A 23,226-nucleotide genomic window follows, 5' to 3' on the forward strand; every position below is an offset into this window, starting at 1 on the left:
AAAGCATCTTTGAAATGTGGTAGCTGGAGGTAAAACCTCCCGCTACCCAAATATGCATTATTACTTAGATAGCAACAACTTTATTTGCACATGGACCTTTTTGTCCTTGGCCAACTTCGAACTCTACCGCTTGGCCGTCGTTCAATGTAGCGTAACCGCCACCAGCTTGTATTTCTGAATGGTGAACAAACAAATCTTTGCTACCGTCTTCAGGAGTAATAAAGCCAAAACCTTTATCTGCATTGAACCACTTAACTGTACCTTTACTCATAACACTCTCTTTATATTTGGTGAAAAATATAATTCTGATTTGCTATCACCATCACATAATCAGAACTTTAATCTTGCTCACCCACAATAGCGGTAGAGCTTTGAATTGTTACGTCTTACTATAATACGAATTAACGTTAATTACCGCTATTTTTTCTTATATTGACGACTTTTTTCGCTATTCCTAGCAATTCAGATGAAATATCATCTGCTCCGTCTTTAATAAGCTTGCTTACATCGCCGGACGAAAATAAAGTGCCACGCTCAGATTTAATATCTAAGCCCCTAACGTAATCTTTTGTTTTACCTGTACTGCGAGTATCGATATACTTAAAGATGATTTGTTCGTTAACGCTTTGCGGTTCTTTATTCAAGATTTTTATTGTATCACTCAAAGATGCTATTTCCAACTCTAAGGTTTCAATTAACTCGCTTATATTTGCATAAGGTTTCATAATTGTCATTTCACTCTTACATGGTTGCTGGCTTTGCAAAAGACACACACGTAAAACAGCAGGTATTACGATTAACCATTCGCTCCTGCATATAATATACAGTTAACGTAAAAAAGTAAATAGTTCCTAGCTCAAAACGATTATCATAAGTCACCTCAAGTTCTTTTGCGGCGGGTTCTTTATCGGAAATTGTGCCCATTACTTTATGCAAAATATACTTAGGCGTACAATTTTATTTTACAAAGGCACAACTCACCGCCTATAAATGGAGTCTTTATTTATGATACTGCTTACTATACTTATGCACCGCGTCAACAAAATAACCGGCATTTTCAGGCGGGACATCTAAATGAATGCCGTGCCCTAAATTAAACACATGTCCTTCTCCCGCGCCAAAACCGGCCAGAATATCTTGCACTTCTTGTTCTATCCTCTCTTTACTTGCATACAGAACCGATGGGTCCATATTACCCTGCAGCGCAACTTTGTCACCTACTCGTGCTTTAGCATCAGCAATATCAATAGTCCAGTCTAGCCCAAGTGCATCGCAACCTGTTGCCGCAATAGACTCGAGCCACATGCCACCGTTTTTCGTAAATAATGTAACAGGCACTTTATTGCCTTCGTACTCGCGCGTAAGGCCAGCCACGATCTTTTCCATATATTGCAGTGAAAACAATTTATAGTCTCGAGGGCTCAACACCCCACCCCATGTATCAAATATCATGACCGACTGGGCACCAGCCGCTATTTGTGCATTTAAATATGTAATGACAGAATCAGCAACTTTGTCGAGTAATAAGTGCAATGTTTGCGGCTCAGCAAAGGCCATTTTCTTGATTTTGGTAAACGCTTTGCTTGAACCACCTTCAATCATATATGTAGCTAGCGTCCAAGGGCTGCCAGAAAACCCAATTAGCGGCACACTACCTTTGAGGTTCTTACGTATTGTGCGTACCGCGTCCATCACGTATTTGAGCTCTATTTCAGGATCAGGATTGGGCAGTTTTTTAACATCCGCCAGACTCTTTATTGGGTGCTTAAACTTCGGACCTTCGCCGGCTTCAAAGTACAAACCTAAACCCATTGCATCTGGTATAGTCAGAATATCAGAAAAAAGGATCGCGGCATCTAGCTTGAATCGGCGAAGTGGCTGTAATGTAACTTCACATGCCAATTCAGGATTAGTACACACTGCCATAAAATCACCGGCTTCTTTGCGAACAGCCTTATACTCTGGTAAGTATCTACCTGCTTGGCGCATCATCCATACGGGCGTGGCATCTACAGGTTGTTTGAGTAATGCGCGGATGTATCTATCGTTTTTCAATGTCGTCATAAGGTAGCTGCAATCTCTGTCTAACTAATATAAGGAATGTCTGACTATTAATTTTGCGCGAAAGTATACGCTATTTTTTTTGATTTTTCTTTATTCGTCGCAGCGTTTCTTCTATCAAGTGTCCTGCAATGGAAACTTTAGGTGGCGTGTTGGGCATATTGTCAATATCAAACCACTGTGCATCGTGAATTTCTTTACCGTCTACCTTTATATCACCGCCGTCATATTCAGCAATATACCCCACCATTAATGAGTGAGGAAATGGCCACGGCTGGCTGTCGAAGTATTCAATATTTTTTACGCGCACGCTTACCTCTTCCATAACCTCTCGGTGCACGGCCTGCTCTAACGATTCTGCACTTTCCACAAACCCGGCTAAGGTTGAATAATACCCCCCGCCTGATTGCCTTACGCCTTGCGCTAATAAAATTTGCGAACCATTATGAATAGCCACAATAATACACGGAGATACACGTGGATAGACCCTATGTTTGCACTTATCGCAGTGCATCGCCATTTCCCATGTAACCTTTCGTAGCTCTTCACCGCAGCGCCCACAATATCGGTGTGTACGTAAAAACAATGCATATTGCCATGCTTGCGCAATATATTGAAAATGTTCGCGTGATAAAAAACCCAACAACTCTCTTAATGTATGTAAACGATATTCCCCTTCTACAAATTCTATATGGTGAATGTCAACTAACCAATGCTCACCGTGTTCACTGCTCATTACTAGGGACTGCTGCTGTTCTTGATAATGAGCCAATGCCGCAGGTAAACCGACTAAATCGGCTAAAGATTGCTCATTGCTAATGCCACTATTAATCTTGGCCACTGAGCGCTTTAATAGGATCTTGTGATTGATAAATACAAAAAATAGGCGGGATTTACTTTTCAATGGACACTGACCTTGTGCATAAATAATTTAGATTTAACATTTTTTATTTTACAACTATAACACTTTACGTATATAACGACTTGTTCACAATCCCTTGAATGATATACTTAGGCTTATTAATAGGTGATCATGAAATAGGAATCCTGTAGACTTAAGATGCTATCATTCAAAGATCCTATTAACATACATTGAATTGAGACAAATTGCGCTAAGGTAATTTGGGCTATTGTAAACAAGAGGCGTGCCAAAAGTATGAAAAAATCGTGAGCGTAGCCCTTAATAAGAGTAAACAACTTTTGTTTATCAAGGCTCGAACTTTTTGTGAAGAAAAAGGCGCTCGCTTTACGCCACTTCGTGCTCGGATTTACGAAATACTGCTACAAGAAGATTCCTCGATAGGCGCATACGACCTGCTCGACAAACTAAAACTAATTGAAGATTCTGCTAAGCCACCTACCGTATACAGAGCGTTAGACTTCTTTTTGGAACTGGGCCTTGTGCATAAAGTTGAGTCGACTAACACCTTTAAGGCATGTCATCATTTCGGCTGTTCACACCCCGTGCAGTTTTTAATTTGTGACGCCTGCGGCGACGTTCAAGAAATCAGCTCTGAAGGGGTAGAAGAAACACTAGAGCTACAAGCCAGACAAAATAACTTTCAAATAATTAGTCAAACCATAGAAGCTCATGGCATTTGTCAAAAGTGCCAAGTTAACAACAGAGATAGCTAATCTTTCATTTATATTTTTAGCAAGTAAATAAAGGACAAGGCTAATTTCAGATGAAATTACTCATAGAAATCGTAAACCAGACGACGTAGCAATATAACAAGAATTAGAAAAATTATTTGCTACTTTGGTATATCAGCGCTTGTTTTATCAATAGACATCTATATTATGCACATCAAAGCGAGAGGTCCCAAAAATATTCGCACACTATTAGCAATTTTGGCAGCGCTTACTTAAAATTTTGTGTAGATACCTAGTATAAAACGTCGGCGCTATTAATACTTACTTACATTGCACCACAAATGCTGTGTACAAGAACAACTTCGAATACAGGAAAAGGAAATTTGATAATGAAAAAACTTACAATCTGTGTGGCTGCGGCCTTAGCTGCGGCATTGACTACTTCAGTTCAAGCACAAGAAGCCCCTCCCTATGAAAGCTGGGTAGGCGGATTCGCGCAGTATTATGGTGCTGACATTGAAAAGATCGAACCTGTTGGCGGACTTAATGACGGCAGAGGCTTTGGCCTTGAAGGTGGATTTCGTTTTGATCCTTCATGGGCAATAAGATTTGAATTAGGTCGTTTGTTAATCGACAACGACAAAAATGATCCATTAGCAAGAGACGAAGACGGCACTTTACTAGGCGTTGACGCCATGTATTTCTTAGAAAATGATGTTGCATATTTCTTCGGCGGTATGCGCGAGCAATCGCTTAACAGTGACAACTTCCGCATGGCCGCTGCCGGTGTTGGTAAGCATTGGGAATTAACTGATAATATTCGTTTAGTAACTGAGCTTGCTGCCTATCACGACTTCGGTGAAAGCTACAGAGAATATAGCGCAAAAGTAGGTTTAGCCTACGTTTTTGGTGTTAACACCAGCGTATACAGCCCTGATAGCGACGGCGACGGCGTGAGCGATGGCATAGACCGTTGCCCAGGAACGTTAGCAGGTACGCAGGTTGATGCGACAGGCTGTGCCATCGATATGGACAACGATGGCGTATTAAACGCACAAGATGAATGCCCTATGACACTTGCCGGCTCGGTAGTTAACGCACGCGGCTGTGTAGTTGGCGATGCAGACAACGACGGTATTCTTGACAACGTTGATAAGTGCTTAAACACACCTGCAAACGACAAAGTGGGCGCTGACGGCTGTAGCCTCATGGAAAAAAGAGAAGTATCAGTGGCGCTTAATATGTTGTTTGCTAATAACAGCAGCGTAGTGGCAAATCCTGATTCGGCTCGCATTCAAGAGTTCGCTGCTTTCATGGAGCAGCACCCCACTACCGAAGCGGTTATTGAAGGCCATAGCTCAGCGGTAGGTGAAACTGACTACAACCAGATGCTATCTGAAAAGCGCGCCAATGTAGTACGTACCCTTCTGATTGAAGAATACGGTGTAGATGGTACTCGTTTACAAACAGTTGGTTACGGCGAGACAAGACTTAAGAGCACCGCTAATACAGCTGAAGCAAGCCGTCTTAACCGTCGCATAGAAGTTAAAGTTAGCACCTTGGTCGATACTAACGTTAATCTCTAAGAAACAAAAAGGCTAGTAAAGCACTAGCCCCAAATAACAAAGCCCCAAAGATGCTAATTCTTCGGGGCTTTTTTTATGGTCATAGTTGTGTGCTACGTTCACTGACAAAATCGTAAGTTAGTCTTCACCGTAAGCTGCACCCGTATAATTATCAAAACGAGAAAACTGACCCTGAAACGTTAATCGTGTGGTACCAATAGGGCCGTTTCTTTGTTTACCAATAATAATTTCAGCAACTCCTTTAATGTCGCTATTTTCGTTATACACCTCATCTCTGTATATAAACATAATAAGATCGGCGTCCTGCTCAATTGCACCCGACTCTCGCAGGTCTGAGTTAATGGGTCGTTTGTCAGCCCTTTGCTCCAAGCCACGATTAAGCTGCGATAACGCAACAACGGGACACTTCAACTCTTTTGCCAAGGCTTTTAACGATCTTGATATTTCTGCAATTTCCAAGGTTCTATTTTCTGACAAAGTAGGCACACGCATTAACTGTAAATAATCAATCATTATCATAGAGATACCGCCTTTATCCCGCGCTAATTTACGCGCTCGCGTGCGCACTTCCATGGGCGTTAGTCCTGATGAGTCATCTATATAAAGATTATCTCTTTCTTTTAGCATCACCATACTTGATTGAATTTTACCCCAGTCGTCGTCGTTTAAGCGCGCTGTGCGTATTGAGGTTTGATCAACTCGGCTCAAAGAGGCAAGCATTCTCATCATAATTTGTTCAGACGGCATCTCAAGGCTGAACACCAGCACTGGCTTATCTTCCAGCAGTAAAGCATTTTCAACTAAGTTCATGGCAAACGTTGTTTTACCCATTGAGGGACGTGCAGCAACAATAATCAAATCAGAGGGCTGTAAGCCACTGGTTTTTTTATCAAGGTCAGTGTATCCGGTTGATACACCCGTCACCGCTTTCTTTAACTTAGCTAACTCTTCAATTCGCCCAACCGTTTTTTGCAAAGCGGTAGACACACTTATAGGACCTTCGTTAGCCGCTGTGCGCTTTTCTGCTATTTCGAACACTTTGGTTTCAGCTAAATCGAGCAGCTCTCTACTGTCACGGCCTTGTGGGTTGAAACTAACATCGGCAATGTCGTTAGCCGCGCCTATAAGTTCACGCACCACCGCGCGCTCTCGCACTATGTTTGCATAGGCGGTTATGTTTGAAGAACTAGGCGTGTTTCTGGCTAAATTAACTAGGTAACTAAAACCACCTACATCGTCAAGTTCATTGTGTAGTTCTAGCTCAGCTTTCAAGGTTATTGGGTCGGCTGCACTGCTCTTAGAAATTAGACGCGTAATGGCCGTAAAGATAACGCGATGAGAGCGATTATAAAAATCTTCTTGTATGAGTACTTCTGCGACTTTATCCCATGCGTCTATCGACTGAATAATACTGCCTAATACAGCCTGTTCTGCCTCTAAAGAGTGCGGGGGCGTATTGAGTCTTGCGATATCGTCGTCTTGCGATTTGTTCTTAGTCGCAGAAAAAGACGGTTGATTGGGTGCCTGGGCCACAAAAATCCTTAAAGTTTAAAAACAGTTGGTTATTATGCGCTAAGCGAAACGGTTTGTCTCGTCAGAATTGGATAAGATAGCATACCTTTGTATGGCAGTTTTACTTGAAATAGGCATTCGCACTGGCGAAATTACACGATATAAATTACGAGATAAAGCACTATGAAATGCCTATCGTATGTTGAATATTTGTTTGCAGGCGAGCCTACAGGATGGCTACTCAAACCTTGCTCTTCAATCCATGCCAGTAGTGTTTTGCCGTCTGCTTCATGCTCGTCCAAGGAGTGTTTTATACACCATCAATATACAAAGATAACAGCAAAAAAAATGCGCCCGCCAATACAAAGCTACCTAATAGTATACGCAGAAAAATTAGCCTTTTGATTTTAATGCGAGTATACAAATCACCACAACTCAACTCAAGTAATCATCGAAACTTTCAGCTGCTGCAAGACGGCCTATAAAGAATCCCTGTCCATGGTCAATTTTCAACGATTTACACATGTCCAAATGCGCTTAAGTTTCTATTCCTTGAGCAACTACCGGCATTTTTAATGCGCTTTAACATTTCCGCAAGATCTTCATTTGGACGCTTTAAATCGTGTATTAAAATCTCTTTTTCAGTCACATCACGAAACACCGACATGCGGTACTTGCTGCCGTCTACTCCTTCGAACATTTTTTTACTGGTTAGCAGTATTTTTTCGTCACCATTTGCCAAAGTAAGCTGTTCAATCGAAAATTAACCGCTATTAATTATTTATTTCGAACAAACCGGCCGCGCCCATACCGCCGCCAACACACATTGTGACAACAACATATTTTACACCACGACGTTTGCCTTCAATTAATGCGTGCCCTACTGTGCGTGCGCCTGTCATTCCATAAGGATGACCTATTGAAATAGCGCCACCGTTAACATTGTAAATTTCAGGGTCAATGCCTAATTTGTCACGGCAGTAAAGTGCTTGGCAGGCAAAAGCTTCGTTTAACTCCCACAAACCAATATCATTGATACTCAAGCCATGTACTTTTAACAGTTTAGGCACCGCATAAATAGGCCCAATACCCATTTCTTCGGGCTTATTACCAGCCACCATCATGCCTCGGTAAGTACCTAAAATATCTAGATTACGCTGCTCGGCTAATGCTCTATCCATCACGACGCATGCTGATGCACCGTCAGACAACTGACTAGCGTTTCCGCCGGTAATACAACCGCCTTCAATGACAGACTTTAAGCTTTGCAGACCCTCTAAAGTAGTGGACGGACGATTGCCTTCATCTGTACTTAAGGTTACTTCTTCAAAAGTAAGTTCTTTCGTTTCTTTGTTGAAAACACTCTTAGTGGTAGACATGGGCACAATTTCTTGGTCAAACCTTCCTGCCTCTTGCGCCGCAGCTGTGCGTAACTGCGACTGTAAACCATATTCATCTTGTGCATCACGTGAGATTTTATATTTCTTGGCCACGTGCTCAGCGGTAAGTAGCATAGGCATATACGCATTTGGTGCGTGCTTAAGCACATTTTCATCGGTGCATTTGCTGGCCCATTCAAAGTACTTTTGCTGTACTTCTGAAATATTCTCTTGGCCTCCTGCCACAATTACTTTCATGCCATCAACCATGATTTGTTTAGCTGCGGTGGCTATTGCCATAACACCCGATGAACACTGCCGGTCAATTGTTTGACCTGACGCACTGTAAGGTAAACCAGCCGCCAAACTTGCTAAACGCGCAATATTACCGCCTGCACTACCAGCGTTTAGCACAGAGCCTATAATTACATCATCAATTTGCGCAGCGTCAACGCCAGAGCGAGCGACAGCATGTTTAATAGCATGCGCGGTCATAGTAGGCGACTTGGTGTTATTAAAAGCACCTTTAAAAGCGCGACCAATCGGCGTGCGGGCAGTTGAAACAATTACGGCTTCTTTCATTGTAAGACCTTTTTAAAGTGATAGTTGTCGTACAGTTTTGTAAAACGCAAAACTGTACGTTTGATAAGCATCGCATAACGGTAGATAAGAATATACATGTGCTTATGGGTTCATGTGTCTATACTAATATAGTGACGCGAATTAGGTCATTTTTAATATTTATAATTAGTTATTAACAATTGATTGAGTCTATAAAATTTACCCATGCAGTATGCACCGTGTTCCATGTCTTTGTTATATTGCTAAGGTTATGGTCAAAACATTCGATAACTTGACGAAAATTTACGTAATGTTTGCGGATCTCGCAGCCGATATACTAGCGTATCATTGACGTTTATTTAACCCTGTTAGGGTCTGAGCAATAATCGTAAAAGAATATTGTAATAACACAGCAGATATTGAATTTATATCTTGAAATGAACTTCCTAGTAAAGTACTCTTCACAGCAAGTATATTTTTTTAAGGTGAATTTATGAAAAAGAGTTTGATTTGTTTTGCACTTGCAGCATCTATTGCTTCTGTTAGTTTACAGGCGCAAGAACGGACTGGGGAAGAAAGCGCATTTCGTTCGGCCGACGGTAGTTTAAAAGAAGAAGCTATTGCGGCAGCGGCAACAGCGCTTACCGTTGCAGCAGCCATAATTTCTAACGGTAATGCATCAGCGCCAGCGCGCATAGTTGACCCAACGACGCCACCTGCGCCAACCCCACCAACGTGTAACGGTGACGATGCTTTAGTTGACGGCGTATGTATTGGCAACACTGTAACGACTACCGTAACGGGAACAGGTACCGGCACTAACACCGGCACAGTAGCGGTAACAGTGCCAGTAACATTTACTTACGCACCAACAAATTAATTTGCCACATACCCTGAAAGCCGCTTTCTAGCGGCTTTTTTATTGGACGTAAACCCTGCGAGAGATCATGAACCCGCTCAAGGTATCTTTAATAGTTGTCATTTCAATTCTATTTGTCACCGCTTGCTCCACTACACAACAAGCGTATATTCGAAATGTCGAAATGTACTTTGAAAGCAACACTGCCGTTAATCTTTCCACTGAAGAAATAAGGCAATCTGCAGCCGATCTTATCTATGTAAAAAATGGCGATCGTTCTCAAGTGACAATGGCCTTAGCTTTTATAGAAAATGGGCAGTATAAATGGGTGTCTAGAGACGGTGTAATGTTCATCACTGAAAACGGCCGTTTAGTGCGTACGCTTAACCTAGACAAAAACCTTTTATATGTTAGTAACCTCTCACTCGACCCTTTAGCACTTCCCTCTTTCTACGACAAAGACTTGCAGTGGGACAGAGTCATTGACACGCAACATGGTGAGTATGGCGTAAACGTATCATCGAGTACTTCTGTTTTCATCAACCAGTTAGTTGACATAGAAGATGCGCAGTTAATGACCAAGAAATATCTTGAAACCGTTCACTATAATAGCCAGAAGCATGGCAAGCACACGTGGATAAATACCTTCTGGTTAGATCAATCCTCAGGGCAACTACTTAAGTCGTCGCAGAAAATGTCACCACACAGCAACGCAATAGAAATAACGTATATTAGTCGCGCATTACGACTACTGGAGAAATAGTATGGTGGTTCGTTTAAGCTTCATATTGGCATTAATCTATAGTCATTTCTCATTTTCAGCACATGCCAAGGTAGAAATAAGCGTAAACAACACCGCATATTCCTACAGCGCTAATCCACGTTTAGCTGAAATTTTAGCGCCAATGGCCCTAGCAGATGATTGGTACTGGCCGCAAAGCAAATTATTCAGAACAAATACAGGTAAATCTCAAGCACTGCGTAGCGAAATTATTGAAATACTGTTTCAACAAAAACAAAATGATGGAAAGCATGGCTTAGTTTACAATGACATGTCTGACCAAATAATAATGTGGGATATTGCCGATTTTGTGCCCTTAACGATTGATTTTGACTTAGCGCGCGTTTCCGCAGAACATAATCCTCTCGTAGAAAATGGCCAGTACCGAATATTTTTATCTAAACGTGCTTCTAGTGTATACGTGTTTGGTGCGCTCGAAAAAGACGTAAATTTACCCTACAAAAACGACACCTGCATTGAAGCATTTAGCGCTGAAGTCGCTTATTCTGACTTGGCGGATAAAAGCCATATTTATGTCATCTCTGCTCAAGGCCAAATCACAAAGAAGCCCATAGCCTATTGGAACACTCAGTGTACCTTACTCATGCCAGGCGCAATGATATATATTCCATTACGCGAAAGTCTGTTTTCGCCTCAGCACCGCATAATTAATAGCAAAATGGCAGAGTTAGCAGTCAATAGGATAACAATACAATGAAAGCTACTCGTATTTTTGTCTCGCTTGTGTTGGCATCAAGTCTACATACGACAAGTACATACGCGTCTCAAACATCTAGCCTTGGTGTAGACAGCAATGGAAAGCCCACACAAATGGTCAGAGGTGGCACAGGACTTTTACAAACACCCACTGCTCGAATGGCAAAAGAAGGCGACTTTAGTGTTAATTACAATGATATTGGTGAGTATCGTTTCTGGTCAGCCAGTCTGCAGCTTTTCCCATGGATGGAATCAACCGTACGCTATACGGATGTGCGTACACGACGTTACAGTCGGTTTGAAGGCTTCAGTGGTGATCAAACCTTAAAGGACAAGGGCATTGATGTAAAATTTAGACTTTTGCAAGAAAGCTACTACTTGCCCGATTTATCCATTGGCTTTACAGACATTGGAGGTACGGGTTTCTTTGCTAGCGAATTCGTTAATATCAGCAAACGATTTGGGCAGCTCGATTTTCATATTGGTATTGGCACCGGCTATCTTGGCGCCAGCGGCAACACTAGTAATCCTCTGTGTGAGCTAACAGAATCCTTTTGCGATCGCCCCTCTAGCTTTTCAGGTTCTGGCGGACAAGTAGAGTTTGGCGCATTTTTCAAAGGACCTACATCAATTTTTGGCGGCATTGAATATCAAACACCTATCAATGGTCTGCAGCTTACGCTCGAATACGATGGCAACGACTACATAAACGATAGAGCAGGCCAGCTCAAACAAGATAGCCAATGGAATGTAGGCGCCGTTTATCAGTATGAAAACTGGGATTTTAGCCTCAACTATCAGCGCGGCAATACCCTTGGTTTTGGGGTATCTTACAGCTTTAACATGCACACAATCACGCAAGCCAAGTTTGACAACCCACCGCGTTCTCTTGTCGACTTCACCCCAGCACAAAGTTTAGAAGATTTAAACAGAGAGCGCTTATACGCTGATTTAGTCAACCAAGGCAGTTTCTTAATCAATGCGACTCATCAGTACAACGACGAAATGACGTTTTACGGCGTGCAACTAGGCTATAGGGATCATGATGAGGCGACGCAGCGCGTTGGACGAATTTTGGCATCGGAACTTCCTGAATCTATCACTACCTATAACATTGTTGAAACCGCCGCGAGTACTCCCATTGTGGCGACTAAAATTAACGCTAAAGACTTTAAGATAGCCGCTTCTTACTCGCGCCTTGAAACAGCGATAGCAAAAACTTACGAGCGCATTGACCCGTCCAACAACATGGTAGAAAATTTTGACCCTAACAAACTTTCGGGATTTTTACTAAGTTCAGAAGCATTCTGGATCCAAACATTTGGTAACCCAGAAGACTTCTATTTGTATCAGGGCGGTGCTTATATCAATACTGGCTACCTTTTTGAAAGCAACTTCTCGGTTCGCACAGGCCTAAAGGTCACTTTGATTGAAAATTTTGACAAATTTAATTTCAAAGTTGATGGTCAAGAATCGCCGCTGCCAAGAGTGCGCACCTTTGTAAGGGAATATGTAACCCGAAGTAAAGTAAGCATGGAAAATGCCTATTTACACTGGTTTGACAGAATTGCACCTAATGTTTATGCCCAAGCCTACGGCGGTTATTTAGAAACCATGTTTGGCGGAGTCGGAGGTGAGCTTTTATACAGCCCAGTAAACGGCCAAGTGGCATTTGGTATAGATGTAAACTTCGTAAAACAGCGTGACTTTGACAGCGAGACCGCTTTTTTTGATTACCAGGCAATGACGGGCCATGTAACTATGTATTGGCAACCTAAGTTTTTACCCGACATTCAGCTTACGGTGAGCGCGGGACAGTTTTTAGCTAAAGACAAAGGTGTAAACATCGATTTTGCAAAACGCTTTGACAGCGGCATTATTGTAGGCGCCTATGCCGCATTCACAGACGTATCGGCCCAAGACTATGGGGAAGGTAGTTTTACCAAAGGGTTCTACCTGTCTATTCCCTTTGACCTGTTTTCGTTTGCACCCGCTAAGGGCCGTGGCAACATTCCTTGGATACCAATTGGTCGAGACGGTGGTCAAATGCTGCAGCGCCCTATCAAACTAAGAAACCTGACAGAAAGTCGTTCTCCCTTTTATGACTAGTAGCTAAAAATCGTGATACTTTTTTGTAGAAGTTAAAAAAAGCCCGATCAAAAAAGAAAGACTATTTTGTATGCCGTTATTTACAATCAACTGCACTATACATGTGCCAACAAGAGGACGTGTAAAGCTAAGAGTAGGCAAAGTGTTATTTACTAACACTGCTGTACTTGCAGTTGGCCCTTACCGTCGTTAACAAAAGTCTAAGTTCATAAAGGCCGTTAACACCGGCCTCGAATGTTGGTGCGCTATCGGTGGGTTCGCTGATGGATACGTTGCTTCCTACTGGGATGCCAAAAATTGACAAAAAAAACACGCTAGTTGTCGCCAACAAGCGTGTTTTAGTAAGTTCAAAATAATCTTACATTAAGCTTCTGCAATAATGACTAACTTTACATTAGCCATTACTTCAGAATGCACTTGAATGTCGATGTTAAACTCACCTAATTCACGTAAAGTACCTTCAGGTAACTTAACTTCTGCTTTAGCGACTTCAATGCCAGCGTCAGTAATTGCCTGAGCAATGTCGCGAGTACCAACAGAACCGAAAAGCTTACCTTCATCGCCAGCTGGAGCAGCAATTGTTAAGTTTTCCAATGCATTTAATTTGTCTGCGCGTGCTTGTGCTTTAGCTAATTTCTCTGCGTTTGCAGATTCTAGCTCAGCACGACGTGTTTCAAATTTCTCTACGTTAGCTGTAGTTGCTGGCACTGCTTTTCCCTGTGGGAATAAGAAGTTACGAGCATAACCTGACTTTACTGTGACTTTGTCACCTAAACCACCTAAGTTGGCGATTTTGTCTAGTAGAATGATATTCATTTGCTACCTCTTTAAATGGCCAATAATTACTTGTGTGAATCAGTGTAAGGAAGCAAAGATAAAAAGCGCGCACGCTTAATAGCTGTTGACAACTGACGCTGGTACTTCGCACTAGTTCCGGTAATACGGCTAGGTACAATCTTGCCGCTCTCAGTGATGTAGTTTTTCAACAAAGCAATATCTTTATAATCAATCTGGACTATGCCTTCTGCAGAAAAACGACAGAATTTACGACGTCTAAAAAATCTCGCCATTATTCCTCTCCCTTCTCATTAGTTGCGCCCGCTTCTGGAGCAGCTTCAGTTGATGCGGCTGGCTGAGCCGGTGCTTCGCTGCGAGCTGGTCTTTCTTTACGTTCGTCACGACGCTCTTCTTTCGCCATTGGTGACTGTTCAGAATCCGCACCTTTTGTGCGCATAACTAAGTTACGAAGAATGATGTCGTTGAAACGAAAAGCAGTTTCTAACTCTTCAACTGCTGCAGCCGTAGCCTCAACGTTGATAAGAACATAGTGTGCTTTGTGAAGCTTTTCAATTGGATATGCCAATTGACGGCGACCCCAGTCTTCTAAACGGTGGATAGTGCCGCCGTCAGTTTGTAGAATACCTTTGTATTTTTCGATCATACCAGGTACCTGTTCACTCTGATCTGGGTGAACCATAAATACTATTTCGTAATGACGCATTACTGCTCCCTACGGTTGTAGCCTCGGATAGTGCAGCTAGCTATCATAAAGACAAGGAGTTTGGTTGGTAGCTGCAAGGGCGCGTATATTATAGAAATAGCGCAGCATTGACAAGTAAAACTTACCTTATAAAAATACTAGTAGAGGCTGCTTTAAACTTGTTTTTGCTTGGGCTTAACCCACAGCACTCCAACATCAGTTTGCGATACTTCTACAAGACTGCCTTTGGACACATCTACTTCACTTTGAAGTCGCCAATGTACACCTGAAAATTGATATAAAGGCTTATCATTAATAGCTGCTATTGCCACTATATCTTCAGGTAACACAAAGGTGTATCCGATAAGGTCACTGCTGGCACGTGTTTTATCCACCGTCTTCTGCATTCTCACCATTGGCTTCCAAAGCGACAGTGCAAAGATAAAGGTAAAAACTGCTATTGACGCAATACCGTATAAAAATGTATCGGGTATAATGCCTACCCACATCAGAATAGAGCTTACTATTGCGGCTAAGCCTGCAAAGAATAAAAAGAAGGTGCTAAACCCTAGCACTGCTACCTCGAAAATAAGCAATACCACACCAATAATAAAAATCGCTTGGATAAAATTGTTGGCAAACCACTCCATTTTACATTCCTTTATTTTTGCTTAAGGCATGAATAATACTTGTGGCCTGAGCAACCATAGCGGCCGCTTCGGTGCCGCCGTCGGGCAACAACACCACAGATGATTCTTTTGCAATAGCTTGCTTTGCTGCTATCGCTTTAGTGGCAAGATCTAATTGGATCGCTTTTTGTCCTGACTCCGTGTTAGCTTCTACCCCTATTTTATTAATCGCTTCTGCCTGTGCGTTAGCCACCGCTATAATTGCTTCAGCTTCACCCTGCGCGCGCAATATTTGCTCTGCTTTATCTCCTTCTGCGGCTAACACAACAGATGCTTTTTGGCCCTCTGCACGGTTAATAGCGGCCTGTCTGTCGCCTTCCGACTCAAGTATTTGCGCACGCTTGACCCGCTCAGCTTTCATTTGCGCTTCCATTGCTTCCATAATTGACGGCGGTGGAATAATGTCTTTTATTTCGTAGCGCATCACTTGTATTCCCCAAGGCACAGCAGCAGCATTAATTGCACTTACGATATTGATATTTAAGATATCTCTTTCTTCAAATGTTTTATCAAGCTCCATTTTACCTAACTCTGAACGCATAGTGGTTTGCGCTAACTGAGTAACAGCAAATATATAATCTTCAACACCATAAGTCGCTTTGTAGGGGTCAAGTACTCTGAAATACAAGACACCGTCGACCATGAGCGATATATTGTCACGAGTAATCGCACTTTGTTCGGGTATATTAACTGCCTGCTCTTTTAAAGAGCGATTGGCCGACACTTTGTCGATAAACGGCAAAATAAAATTAAGACCAGCTTCTTTAGTTGACTGGAATTTACCAAAGCGTTCGATAATGAAAGCACGGTTTTGGGGGACAAACTTAATACTGTTTTTCAAAAAAACCAGCACTAAAATGATAATGGCAACTTCAACCGTTAGAATATAATCAAACAGTAGCTCCATAGGATACTTCCTTTTAAAAGAGTAGGTACAAATTGCTAAGTGAGGTATTACGGATAAGACCCCGGGGGCTTACGCTTAGACTACTGCATGAGTGACATTAGTACAACGAAATTAAGAATTAGCGAGAGAGTTTCGCTTTGCAAGAAGATTAAAGATTGGTACTAAAAATCAAAACAAATAAAAGTCGATTTACGCTTTTCTATTGCTTAGCTTTGTAAGGGTGTTACTTTCCCAATGGCCACATTAGTTCAGTTTTGTTTAAGCGATATTGTCTAATAAACTCTATATATTCGCCCTTGCCTAGCGCACTAGCAAGTGTTTTGATGTGATTTTTAGCTTTCGCTGCTTTGGTTTGCCACAGGTCGAGCCTTATTTCAGCTTGTTCGGAGAAGTCGATAGAAGTAATACTATTGGCCCTTTCTTTTGCAACAAAAAAACTAATTGCCCAGCTCAATAATTTATTATGCACAGTGAGCAATTGTTTAGTTGAAACAGGTGATTCAAGTTCAACCTGACTCACTATTTTAGCAAAATCGTATTCACTTATACCCAAGGTGCTGTCTATAATAGCTTGATTGGCCGCAGAGCAATGTTTAAGTAACTGCAGGTGGGCTTGTTCTATACTGTCTTTGTCTAACTCGTCGTTGAGTAAGCTTACTTCTTCAAGCTCTTGCTTAATGATATCGAAGGCGATTAATTGACGGACGAGAGTGGACATATTTAACTTTGATTGAATAAACAGTCAAACATAATAGACCTTGTTGACTAGAAACGAAATAGACAGTTGGAATAAAGTTGAATTGTTTTTTAATTTTTATGAGAACACAGTAAATAAACACTTTCAAAAACCTCTGACTTTTCTCTAAATCCGCCTTCAACACGACCCGTATATAACTCTTGTATGTGCATAGTATGCCGATAGTGTGAATTTATTTCTTCGTGGCTAACACTGTGAGGAGGTCCTTGTATTAAGCCATCTTTATACTGATAACATACTAACAACTGTTTGGCGCTTTGCGTCAGATTTAAGAGGTGGGCGCAATACTGTCTTCTCATTTGAGCAGGCAAGGCAACTAAGGCGCCGCGGTCATACACTGCATCTATATCGCCTAACACCTTAGCGTGAAAGGCAAAGAAATCACCTTGATAAATGTCGAGCGTAAGTCCATTTGAGAACGTGTTGTGAAAATACTGTAAACCAGTGTCTTTATTAAGGTTTGATGATGGTTTCGCAGCTAAATTGAGATCGCCAAACAGTTGTAACACCGCAGATTCGTTCAGTTCTATGCCCACCACGCTATAGCCCTTAGATAAAAGCCAAGCAATATCGCGGGTTTTGCCACATAAAGGCACAAACACGCGCGCACCATCTGCTAGTGTTAGTGCATCAATATGTGCTTTAAGTAAATGATTTCCGTCGGCCTCATGAAAGCCTATTTCATTTTGTTGCCATCTTCGGTGCCAGAAGTCTGCTTGCATTTTTTTGTCCCTGTTTGTTCATTAATTTTCTTTAGTAAAATAGGCTCTTGCGTTTATAAAAATCTCGAACCCTAGCAATGTTAGCATGAAGAACTAGCTAGACCGAATCGCTTAGCTAAGGTAGTGCTCAGGGACTATTAATCCACAGCCTTTCAGAATCAATTTAATCACCGTGTTTGTTGCATGTGTAAATTCTTGCTGTGACATGTGTGCCCCGTGCACATTTTCTATTTGATATGAAAAGTCAGCATAATATTGAGTACTTGCCCATATGTGATGCAATAAGTATTCAGGGTTAATATTGTCCATTTTACCCGCGGTCATCCAATCTTCTATAAGCGTAATGCGGTCTTGCACCCACAGCTTATGAGTGTGCTTAAAAGAGGTATCTAAATTTGGCCCACCGTTTATTATTTCAATCGCGAATACCTTTGAAGACAAGGGCATTGTGCGCGAGTTTTCCATTTTTTCAGCAATGTAATTAGCCAAAGCTTGGGCAGGGCAGTCGTTTACGGTAACCCTGTCAAAGCTCGAATCCCATATACTTAAAATAGAGCTCATTACCTCACTGTAAAGCAACTTTTTAGATCTAAAGTAATACAGCACATTAGTTTTTGATAAGTTTGCGCTATCTGCAATTTTTTGTATCGATGCGCCGCTATAGCCATGCTCCGCAAAAGCCTTTAATGCCGCAGAAATGATAAGCGTTCGCCGTTTAAGCCCTATCGATGTGGTGGGGTTTGACTTCTTTTTTGTTGTAATAGGAAACACTCCAAAACGTTTTAGCGATAGCTCGGCCCATAAGTGACTTATTGTTTACCCGAGAAGTGAGCACTACCCACGTCTTTTTAAATAGACTGCGATGCTATGGAGATTATAGAAAACTGACCAAACGGTCTACTTTTTATAAGATAATAGCGCTATACTAAAATTTGAGAATTCCTTGAGGCTCCTAAAGACAATGATACAGTTTCTCTTAAATGACCAAAAAGTAAGCATCGAAAATGAACGAGCAGATCTCACTTTACTTAACTATTTAAGAGAGAATCGCCGCCTAACAGGCACTAAAGAAGGTTGTGCTTCAGGTGACTGCGGGGCTTGTACCGTTGTCATTGCACAACCTACTTTAGTGCCTTTTGATGCCGCTGAAGCTCAAGGCATTGCCTGTTTGCAAGAAGCTGTTGGTTTCCAAAAAGCCTCTGGTTTGCAAGAAACGAATGTGGCTCGAACAACTGAATCCCAAATAGCTGAAGTCTCAGCAGACAAATCCGCAGCCTTGTCTTATAAGGCAATTAACAGCTGCGTTACTTTTTTATCTGCGCTTCATGGAAAGCAAGTAATTACCGTTGAACATTTAAGACAAAACAACACCTTGCATCCAGTACAGCAGGCAATGGTAACGGCAAATGCAACGCAGTGCGGCTTTTGTACACCCGGGTTTGTTATGTCGATATTCGCTTTGTATCAGCAACAAGAAGCCGTAAATAGAGCAGGCGTGATCACCGCACTGTCGGGGAATTTATGCCGCTGTACTGGCTACAAGCCTATTATCGAAGCCACACTTGCGGTATGTCGGGAACAAAAACCTAGCCAAGATACAGCGCAGAGTAAGCGTATAATAGCGCAGCTAAACGAGATTCGAGATAACGACGCAGGCTTTACTAGCGCCACAATGAACATGAGCAAAAATGGTCAACACATTAATAAAGAAAACGACCAGCAAAATAATAATAGCGACGCGCCCGCTAGCGACAATTTATACCTACCCAAAACACGTCAGCAGTTAGCCGCATGCATCCAGCATTTTCCAAAGGCGATGCTGGTAGCCGGCAGTACCGATTTAGCACTGCTGCATACCCAAGAATTACAGCCCTTAGAAAAATTAATCAGCCTGTCCTACATGAGCACTCTACAAGAGATTTCAGTCAACAATAATACACTGAGTATAGGCGCCGCCTGTACGCTTAGCGATATGGAACCTGCTCTTTTAAAACACTTTCCTAGCCTTCATGAAATTATTGAGCGCTTCGCTAGTATCCCCATCAGAAATCAAGCAACACTGGGGGGCAACATCGCCGGTGCTTCTCCAATAGGCGATATGGCTCCAGTGCTTATATCTTTGCATGCTTCGGTGGTGGTAGACAATGGCATTAACACCCGCACGCTTCCTCTAAGAGGTTTTTTTACCGGTTACCGCACTACTCAACTGGCCAAAAATGAATGGATCCACAGCATTAATATTCCTTTATTGTCGGCTAACCAGCACCTAGTGGCCTATAAGATATCCAAACGCTTTGAAGACGATATTTCAGCTGTATGCATGGCCTTAAATCTTACGGTAGAAAACGGTAAAGTAACGCAACTAAGCACAGGGTTTGGTGGCGTAGCAGCCACACCGGCATTTTGTGAAAAGCTAGAAACAAGCTTAGTGGGTACAAGCTGGCATCATAAAAGCTGCGTAGACATAGGCCAAAACATATTAGCCAGCGCCTTTACGCCCTTAAGCGACGTACGCGCCAGCGCGCAGTATCGCAATAAGATGATGGTGAACTTGTGGCATCGCTTCTGGCTTGAAACCAATGCCCAAGACAATGTAATAGCAACACGGGTTATTCAACATGCGTAAATTAAAAGAAAAAATCCATCCAGATACCGCTGATAAGCCTACAGCAAAGATCGCTAATTTGCGTTCCAGTCCGCATGAAAGTGCGGTGCGCCAAGTCAGCGGAAGCGCGCGATACGTTGACGATATCCCCGAGCCCGCCAATCTAAAACACGCAGCGGTTGGCATCAGCGCCGTTGCCAGCGGCATTATCAAACACATAAACCTGGATGCAGTGTGGGCCAGCCCCGGCGTTATAGACGTCATTACGTCAAAAGACGTACCCGGCCATATCGACATAGGCCCAGTATTCAAAGGCGACCCGGTGTTAGCCGACGGCGAAATTAAGTTTCATGGGCAACCCATTTTTGCGGTATTAGGGCATAACGTAGAAGTAGCTAAGATAGCCGCTACGCTAGCTATTATCGAGATTGAAGAAACGCCTGCTATTTTAAGCGTGGCAGTTGCTAAAGCCGCGCAGTCTTTTGTGCGCCCTTCTCAGAAAATGTCGCAGGGAGATGCAGCCCAAGGCCTTAAAAACGCGCAACATACTGCAAAAGGCACATTAAGCATTGGCGGCCAAGAACACTTATATATAGAAGGTCAGGTGTCTATGGCAATACCTGAAGAAGAAGACCGCATGTTTATTTACTCTTCCAGCCAGCATCCTAGTGAAGTACAAAAACTGGTGGCAGAAGTACTCAACATCAAACTCAATAAAGTCGTTGTGGATATGCGCCGGATGGGCGGAGGCTTTGGCGGAAAAGAAACCCAAGCAGCTCAATGGGCCTGCATAGCCGCGCTTTTTGCTGCCCGCAAAGACTGCGCAGTAAAGCTTCGCCTTCCCCGCCGCCAAGACATGATAGTGACCGGTAAGCGCCATCCCTTTGAAAACAGTTTTGAAGTTGGTTTTGACGATAGCGGAAAAATTAGCGCCGCTAAAATAGAAGTTAATGGGAACTGCGGCCATTCGCCCGATTTGTCAGACGCCATAGTAGACAGAGCGATGTTTCACGTTGATAACACCTATTTTTTAGAGCATTGCCACATTGACGGGCATCGCCTAAAAACACATCAAGTGTCGCATACCGCTTACCGGGGTTTTGGCGGCCCCCAAGGCATGATAATGGCCGAAGCCATGATTGATAAAGTAGCAAGGGCCATCGGCAAAGATCCACTGAGCGTGCGCAAGCTTAATTTATACGGTGAACATAACGGACTAACAACCCCCTACGGCATGCAGATAGAGCATGACTTCAGCGCCGCTATTATCGAAACCTTAGAAAAGTCGAGCGATTATTGGTCTCGCAGGGCTGCTATAACTACCTTTAACAAAAATAGCCCTATCATCAAAAAAGGCCTAGCGCTAACGCCCGTAAAATTTGGCATCTCTTTTACCGCAAAACATTTGAATCAGGCGGGCGCACTGGTTCATGTATACACCGACGGCAGTATACAGGCGAATCATGGCGGCACAGAAATGGGCCAAGGTTTACACACTAAAGTGGGCCAAATCGTGGCTAATGAATTTGGCGTTAGCCTAAATGAGGTTGAAATTACCTCAACGCGCACTGACAAAGTGCCTAACACCTCGCCAACTGCCGCATCAAGCGGCACAGATCTAAACGGTAAAGCAGTGCAAAATGCGTGTATTATTATTAAACAGCGCTTGGCTGAATTTTATGCACAATTAGTGGGTTTACGGGATCAACAAGTCACATTTTCTAACAGTGCGGTGCACTGCGGCGAACATCAGCTTAGCTGGGAAAGCCTAATTCATCAGGCCTATTATGCGCGCGTGTCTTTATCCGCCAGCGGGTTTTATAAAACACCCAAACTAGACTACAACCGCGAAACAGGCAAAGGTCGCCCTTTCTTCTATTTCGCCTATGGCGCAGCAGCAACCGAGGTAAGCGTAGACACGCTTACCGGAGAGCACAAAGTGGACCGCGTAGACATATTGCACGACGTTGGTAAAAGCCTAAACCGAGGCATCGATATTGGACAAATTGAAGGCGCGTTTATTCAAGGCATGGGCTGGTTAACCACCGAAGATTTAGTCTGGGATGAAGCAGGAAGGCTCATAAGCAATAACTTAGCCACCTATAAAATTCCTGCAATTGGTGATACGCCGGCCATTTTCAACGTTAATTTGTTTGACAGACCAAATGAAGAAGACAGTATTTACCACTCAAAAGCGGTGGGTGAGCCTCCGTTTATGCTGGCTATTTCAGTGTGGTGCGCAATGAAAGACGCACTGTCGAGCTTAACAAACTATACGCTTGACCCGCAGCTTGAAACGCCGGCAACCCCAGAGCGCGTAATGAATGCTATTGCTAGCCTTGAGGCACAGCAGTGATGCAGGCACCTGTTCACGTTAGAACATGGTATGAAGCCATTAATGTCTGCCAGCAGCAAGGGCTTGGCTATGTCATTATTACCGTTCTTTTAAGCGCCGGCTCTACCCCACGCGAAGCGGGTTGTAAAATGGTTGTAAGCGCCGGTGAACAGTTCGACACTATTGGCGGCGGCCATTTAGAGCACGAAGCGGTACAAACAGCCCGTGAATTACTGGCCAATAACAAGCAGGCTCAAAAAACAGTTTCTTATCCCTTGTCGAGTCGCTTAGGTCAATGCTGCGGCGGCGCGGTAAAAGTACTTTATGAGGTGCATGTAAATCATCATCAGCATATAGCCGTGTTTGGTGCAGGTCATGTCGCGCAATCTATAGTGCCTATGCTAGCGCAGTTGCCCATGCAAATAAGCTGGGTAGACAGTCGTGAAAACTTCTTTAATGGCGAATCAAGCACAGTAGCCCAGTCGACCTTAGCGTTAACGAACGTTAAAGCCATCACGAATGATGACCCCACTGAGGAGTTAGCGAAGTTGCCTGACAACACGTGGGTAATAA

24 protein-coding genes and 1 pseudogene are annotated in these 23,226 nt (G+C 42.9%); 9 read left to right on the forward strand and 16 right to left on the reverse strand.

Annotation, left to right across the window (positions count from 1 at the left end):
- Nucleotides 1-64 precede the first annotated feature (64 nt).
- The 4 genes from GPUN_RS08090 to nudC all read right to left on the reverse strand — a co-directional run bounded on the left by GPUN_RS08090 (nucleotide 65) and on the right by nudC (nucleotide 2,902).
- On the reverse strand, nucleotides 65-271 hold the full coding sequence (locus GPUN_RS08090; protein WP_006005424.1) for a cold-shock protein: 207 nt from the start codon (nucleotides 269-271) through the stop codon (nucleotides 65-67).
- A gap of 136 nt (nucleotides 272-407) precedes the next feature.
- Nucleotides 408-725 carry a hypothetical protein gene (locus GPUN_RS08095; protein ID WP_040520713.1) on the reverse strand — a complete coding sequence of 106 codons (318 nt, stop codon included), beginning with the start codon at nucleotides 723-725 and terminating at the stop codon, nucleotides 408-410.
- A 274-nt stretch (nucleotides 726-999) separates the two neighbouring features.
- Nucleotides 1,000-2,064, reverse strand: coding sequence for a uroporphyrinogen decarboxylase (hemE, locus tag GPUN_RS08105; RefSeq protein WP_040520691.1), 1,065 nt, complete (start codon nucleotides 2,062-2,064; stop codon nucleotides 1,000-1,002).
- Between the two features lie 70 nt (nucleotides 2,065-2,134).
- Nucleotides 2,135-2,902: an NAD(+) diphosphatase gene (gene nudC, locus GPUN_RS08110; protein WP_006005434.1), complete on the reverse strand. Its 768-nt coding sequence runs from the start codon at nucleotides 2,900-2,902 to the stop codon at nucleotides 2,135-2,137.
- Nucleotides 2,903-3,228: 326 nt separating this feature from the next.
- Between nudC and GPUN_RS08115 the strand changes: the two genes are divergently transcribed.
- Nucleotides 3,229-3,696 (forward strand): transcriptional repressor, encoded by a 468-nt coding sequence (locus GPUN_RS08115; protein WP_006005435.1) that lies wholly within the window; start codon nucleotides 3,229-3,231, stop codon nucleotides 3,694-3,696.
- Nucleotides 3,697-4,043: 347 nt separating this feature from the next.
- Entirely contained in the window at nucleotides 4,044-5,240 is a 1,197-nt protein-coding gene (locus GPUN_RS08120; RefSeq protein ID WP_006005437.1) for an OmpA family protein, read from the forward strand.
- Nucleotides 5,241-5,357: 117 nt separating this feature from the next.
- Here the strand turns inward: GPUN_RS08120 and dnaB are convergent, their stop codons facing one another.
- The 3 genes from dnaB to GPUN_RS08135 all read right to left on the reverse strand — a co-directional run bounded on the left by dnaB (nucleotide 5,358) and on the right by GPUN_RS08135 (nucleotide 8,713).
- A complete protein-coding gene (dnaB, locus tag GPUN_RS08125; RefSeq protein ID WP_006005439.1) occupies nucleotides 5,358-6,773 on the reverse strand; it encodes a replicative DNA helicase in 1,416 nt (471 codons plus the stop codon).
- 496 nt (nucleotides 6,774-7,269) lie between these two features.
- A complete protein-coding gene (locus tag GPUN_RS08130; protein ID WP_006005445.1) occupies nucleotides 7,270-7,494 on the reverse strand; it encodes a hypothetical protein in 225 nt (74 codons plus the stop codon).
- Between the two features lie 31 nt (nucleotides 7,495-7,525).
- A complete protein-coding gene (locus GPUN_RS08135) occupies nucleotides 7,526-8,713 on the reverse strand; it encodes an acetyl-CoA C-acyltransferase (protein ID WP_006005447.1) in 1,188 nt (395 codons plus the stop codon).
- Between the two features lie 472 nt (nucleotides 8,714-9,185).
- Here GPUN_RS08135 and GPUN_RS08140 point away from each other — a divergent pair, with 472 nt between their 5' ends.
- From GPUN_RS08140 to GPUN_RS08155, 4 genes are all read left to right on the forward strand, one after another.
- Nucleotides 9,186-9,572, forward strand: a complete 387-nt coding sequence (locus GPUN_RS08140) for a hypothetical protein (RefSeq protein WP_006005449.1) — start codon at nucleotides 9,186-9,188, stop codon at nucleotides 9,570-9,572.
- A 67-nt stretch (nucleotides 9,573-9,639) separates the two neighbouring features.
- Complete coding sequence (locus GPUN_RS08145; RefSeq protein WP_040520693.1) at nucleotides 9,640-10,314, forward strand: YjbF family lipoprotein; 675 nt, start codon at nucleotides 9,640-9,642, stop codon at nucleotides 10,312-10,314.
- Nucleotide 10,315: 1 nt separating this feature from the next.
- Nucleotides 10,316-11,050: a capsule biosynthesis GfcC family protein gene (locus GPUN_RS08150; RefSeq protein WP_006005452.1), complete on the forward strand. Its 735-nt coding sequence runs from the start codon at nucleotides 10,316-10,318 to the stop codon at nucleotides 11,048-11,050.
- The gene (locus tag GPUN_RS08155; RefSeq protein ID WP_006005454.1) at nucleotides 11,047-13,158 is read left to right on the forward strand and encodes a YjbH domain-containing protein; all 2,112 of its coding nucleotides are present in this window, start codon (nucleotides 11,047-11,049) and stop codon (nucleotides 13,156-13,158) included. The genes GPUN_RS08150 and GPUN_RS08155 overlap by 4 nt, the downstream gene beginning before the upstream one ends.
- A 363-nt stretch (nucleotides 13,159-13,521) precedes the next feature.
- On the opposite strand, the gene rplI is transcribed toward GPUN_RS08155, so the two are convergent.
- The 9 genes and pseudogenes from rplI to GPUN_RS14800 form a co-directional block, all read right to left on the reverse strand.
- The gene (gene rplI / locus GPUN_RS08160) at nucleotides 13,522-13,974 is read right to left on the reverse strand and encodes a 50S ribosomal protein L9 (RefSeq protein WP_006005456.1); all 453 of its coding nucleotides are present in this window, start codon (nucleotides 13,972-13,974) and stop codon (nucleotides 13,522-13,524) included.
- A 26-nt stretch (nucleotides 13,975-14,000) separates the two neighbouring features.
- Nucleotides 14,001-14,228, reverse strand: coding sequence for a 30S ribosomal protein S18 (rpsR, locus tag GPUN_RS08165; protein ID WP_006005458.1), 228 nt, complete (start codon nucleotides 14,226-14,228; stop codon nucleotides 14,001-14,003).
- Nucleotides 14,228-14,659, reverse strand: a complete 432-nt coding sequence (rpsF, locus tag GPUN_RS08170; protein WP_006005460.1) for a 30S ribosomal protein S6 — start codon at nucleotides 14,657-14,659, stop codon at nucleotides 14,228-14,230. Before rpsF ends, rpsR begins: the two co-directional genes overlap by 1 nt.
- A 152-nt stretch (nucleotides 14,660-14,811) precedes the next feature.
- A complete protein-coding gene (locus tag GPUN_RS08175) occupies nucleotides 14,812-15,288 on the reverse strand; it encodes an NfeD family protein (RefSeq protein ID WP_006005462.1) in 477 nt (158 codons plus the stop codon).
- Nucleotide 15,289: 1 nt separating this feature from the next.
- A complete protein-coding gene (locus GPUN_RS08180; RefSeq protein WP_006005464.1) occupies nucleotides 15,290-16,234 on the reverse strand; it encodes an SPFH domain-containing protein in 945 nt (314 codons plus the stop codon).
- Nucleotides 16,235-16,457: 223 nt separating this feature from the next.
- On the reverse strand, nucleotides 16,458-16,952 hold the full coding sequence (locus GPUN_RS08185) for a hypothetical protein (RefSeq protein WP_006005465.1): 495 nt from the start codon (nucleotides 16,950-16,952) through the stop codon (nucleotides 16,458-16,460).
- A gap of 89 nt (nucleotides 16,953-17,041) precedes the next feature.
- The gene (gene tmpT, locus GPUN_RS08190; protein WP_006005467.1) at nucleotides 17,042-17,713 is read right to left on the reverse strand and encodes a thiopurine S-methyltransferase; all 672 of its coding nucleotides are present in this window, start codon (nucleotides 17,711-17,713) and stop codon (nucleotides 17,042-17,044) included.
- A 111-nt stretch (nucleotides 17,714-17,824) separates the two neighbouring features.
- A complete protein-coding gene (locus GPUN_RS08195; RefSeq protein ID WP_342341483.1) occupies nucleotides 17,825-18,274 on the reverse strand; it encodes a TetR family transcriptional regulator C-terminal domain-containing protein in 450 nt (149 codons plus the stop codon).
- 12 nt (nucleotides 18,275-18,286) lie between these two features.
- Nucleotides 18,287-18,484, reverse strand: a pseudogene (locus tag GPUN_RS14800) (TetR/AcrR family transcriptional regulator); the annotation flags it as partial.
- A 190-nt stretch (nucleotides 18,485-18,674) separates the two neighbouring features.
- Between GPUN_RS14800 and GPUN_RS08200 the strand changes: the two are divergent.
- The 3 genes from GPUN_RS08200 to GPUN_RS08210 form a co-directional block, all read left to right on the forward strand.
- Nucleotides 18,675-20,339 (forward strand): xanthine dehydrogenase small subunit, encoded by a 1,665-nt coding sequence (locus tag GPUN_RS08200; RefSeq protein WP_006005471.1) that lies wholly within the window; start codon nucleotides 18,675-18,677, stop codon nucleotides 20,337-20,339.
- The gene (gene xdhB / locus GPUN_RS08205; protein ID WP_006005473.1) at nucleotides 20,332-22,674 is read left to right on the forward strand and encodes a xanthine dehydrogenase molybdopterin binding subunit; all 2,343 of its coding nucleotides are present in this window, start codon (nucleotides 20,332-20,334) and stop codon (nucleotides 22,672-22,674) included. The genes GPUN_RS08200 and xdhB overlap by 8 nt, the downstream gene beginning before the upstream one ends.
- Nucleotides 22,674-23,226 (forward strand): XdhC family protein (locus GPUN_RS08210; protein ID WP_040520694.1); only part of this gene is annotated, 553 nt, incomplete at its 3' end. The genes xdhB and GPUN_RS08210, both read left to right, overlap by 1 nt.

Source organism: Glaciecola punicea ACAM 611, assembly GCF_000252165.1.
Taxonomy (GTDB): domain Bacteria; phylum Pseudomonadota; class Gammaproteobacteria; order Enterobacterales; family Alteromonadaceae; genus Glaciecola; species Glaciecola punicea.

Bases quoted from the DNA above. Each gene is read 5' to 3' on its own strand.
- GPUN_RS08135 (WP_006005447.1), bottom strand. From the start codon at position 8,713: ATGAAAGAAGCCGTAATTGTTTCAACTGCCCGCACGCCGATTGGTCGC.
- GPUN_RS08095 (WP_040520713.1), bottom strand. From the start codon at position 725: ATGAAACCTTATGCAAATATAAGCGAGTTAATTGAAACCTTAGAGTTG.
- GPUN_RS08180 (WP_006005464.1), bottom strand. From the start codon at position 16,234: ATGGAGCTACTGTTTGATTATATTCTAACGGTTGAAGTTGCCATTATC.
- GPUN_RS08195 (WP_342341483.1), bottom strand. From the start codon at position 18,274: ATGAGCTCTATTTTAAGTATATGGGATTCGAGCTTTGACAGGGTTACC.
- GPUN_RS08090 (WP_006005424.1), bottom strand. From the start codon at position 271: ATGAGTAAAGGTACAGTTAAGTGGTTCAATGCAGATAAAGGTTTTGGC.
- GPUN_RS08185 (WP_006005465.1), bottom strand. From the start codon at position 16,952: ATGTCCACTCTCGTCCGTCAATTAATCGCCTTCGATATCATTAAGCAA.
- GPUN_RS08200 (WP_006005471.1), top strand. From the start codon at position 18,675: ATGATACAGTTTCTCTTAAATGACCAAAAAGTAAGCATCGAAAATGAA.
- rpsR (WP_006005458.1), bottom strand. From the start codon at position 14,228: ATGGCGAGATTTTTTAGACGTCGTAAATTCTGTCGTTTTTCTGCAGAA.
- GPUN_RS08175 (WP_006005462.1), bottom strand. From the start codon at position 15,288: ATGGAGTGGTTTGCCAACAATTTTATCCAAGCGATTTTTATTATTGGT.
- tmpT (WP_006005467.1), bottom strand. From the start codon at position 17,713: ATGCAAGCAGACTTCTGGCACCGAAGATGGCAACAAAATGAAATAGGC.
- GPUN_RS08150 (WP_006005452.1), top strand. From the start codon at position 10,316: ATGGTGGTTCGTTTAAGCTTCATATTGGCATTAATCTATAGTCATTTC.
- GPUN_RS08155 (WP_006005454.1), top strand. From the start codon at position 11,047: ATGAAAGCTACTCGTATTTTTGTCTCGCTTGTGTTGGCATCAAGTCTA.
- rplI (WP_006005456.1), bottom strand. From the start codon at position 13,974: ATGAATATCATTCTACTAGACAAAATCGCCAACTTAGGTGGTTTAGGT.
- rpsF (WP_006005460.1), bottom strand. From the start codon at position 14,659: ATGCGTCATTACGAAATAGTATTTATGGTTCACCCAGATCAGAGTGAA.
- GPUN_RS08140 (WP_006005449.1), top strand. From the start codon at position 9,186: ATGAAAAAGAGTTTGATTTGTTTTGCACTTGCAGCATCTATTGCTTCT.
- xdhB (WP_006005473.1), top strand. From the start codon at position 20,332: ATGCGTAAATTAAAAGAAAAAATCCATCCAGATACCGCTGATAAGCCT.
- GPUN_RS08145 (WP_040520693.1), top strand. From the start codon at position 9,640: ATGAACCCGCTCAAGGTATCTTTAATAGTTGTCATTTCAATTCTATTT.
- hemE (WP_040520691.1), bottom strand. From the start codon at position 2,064: ATGACGACATTGAAAAACGATAGATACATCCGCGCATTACTCAAACAA.
- GPUN_RS08120 (WP_006005437.1), top strand. From the start codon at position 4,044: ATGAAAAAACTTACAATCTGTGTGGCTGCGGCCTTAGCTGCGGCATTG.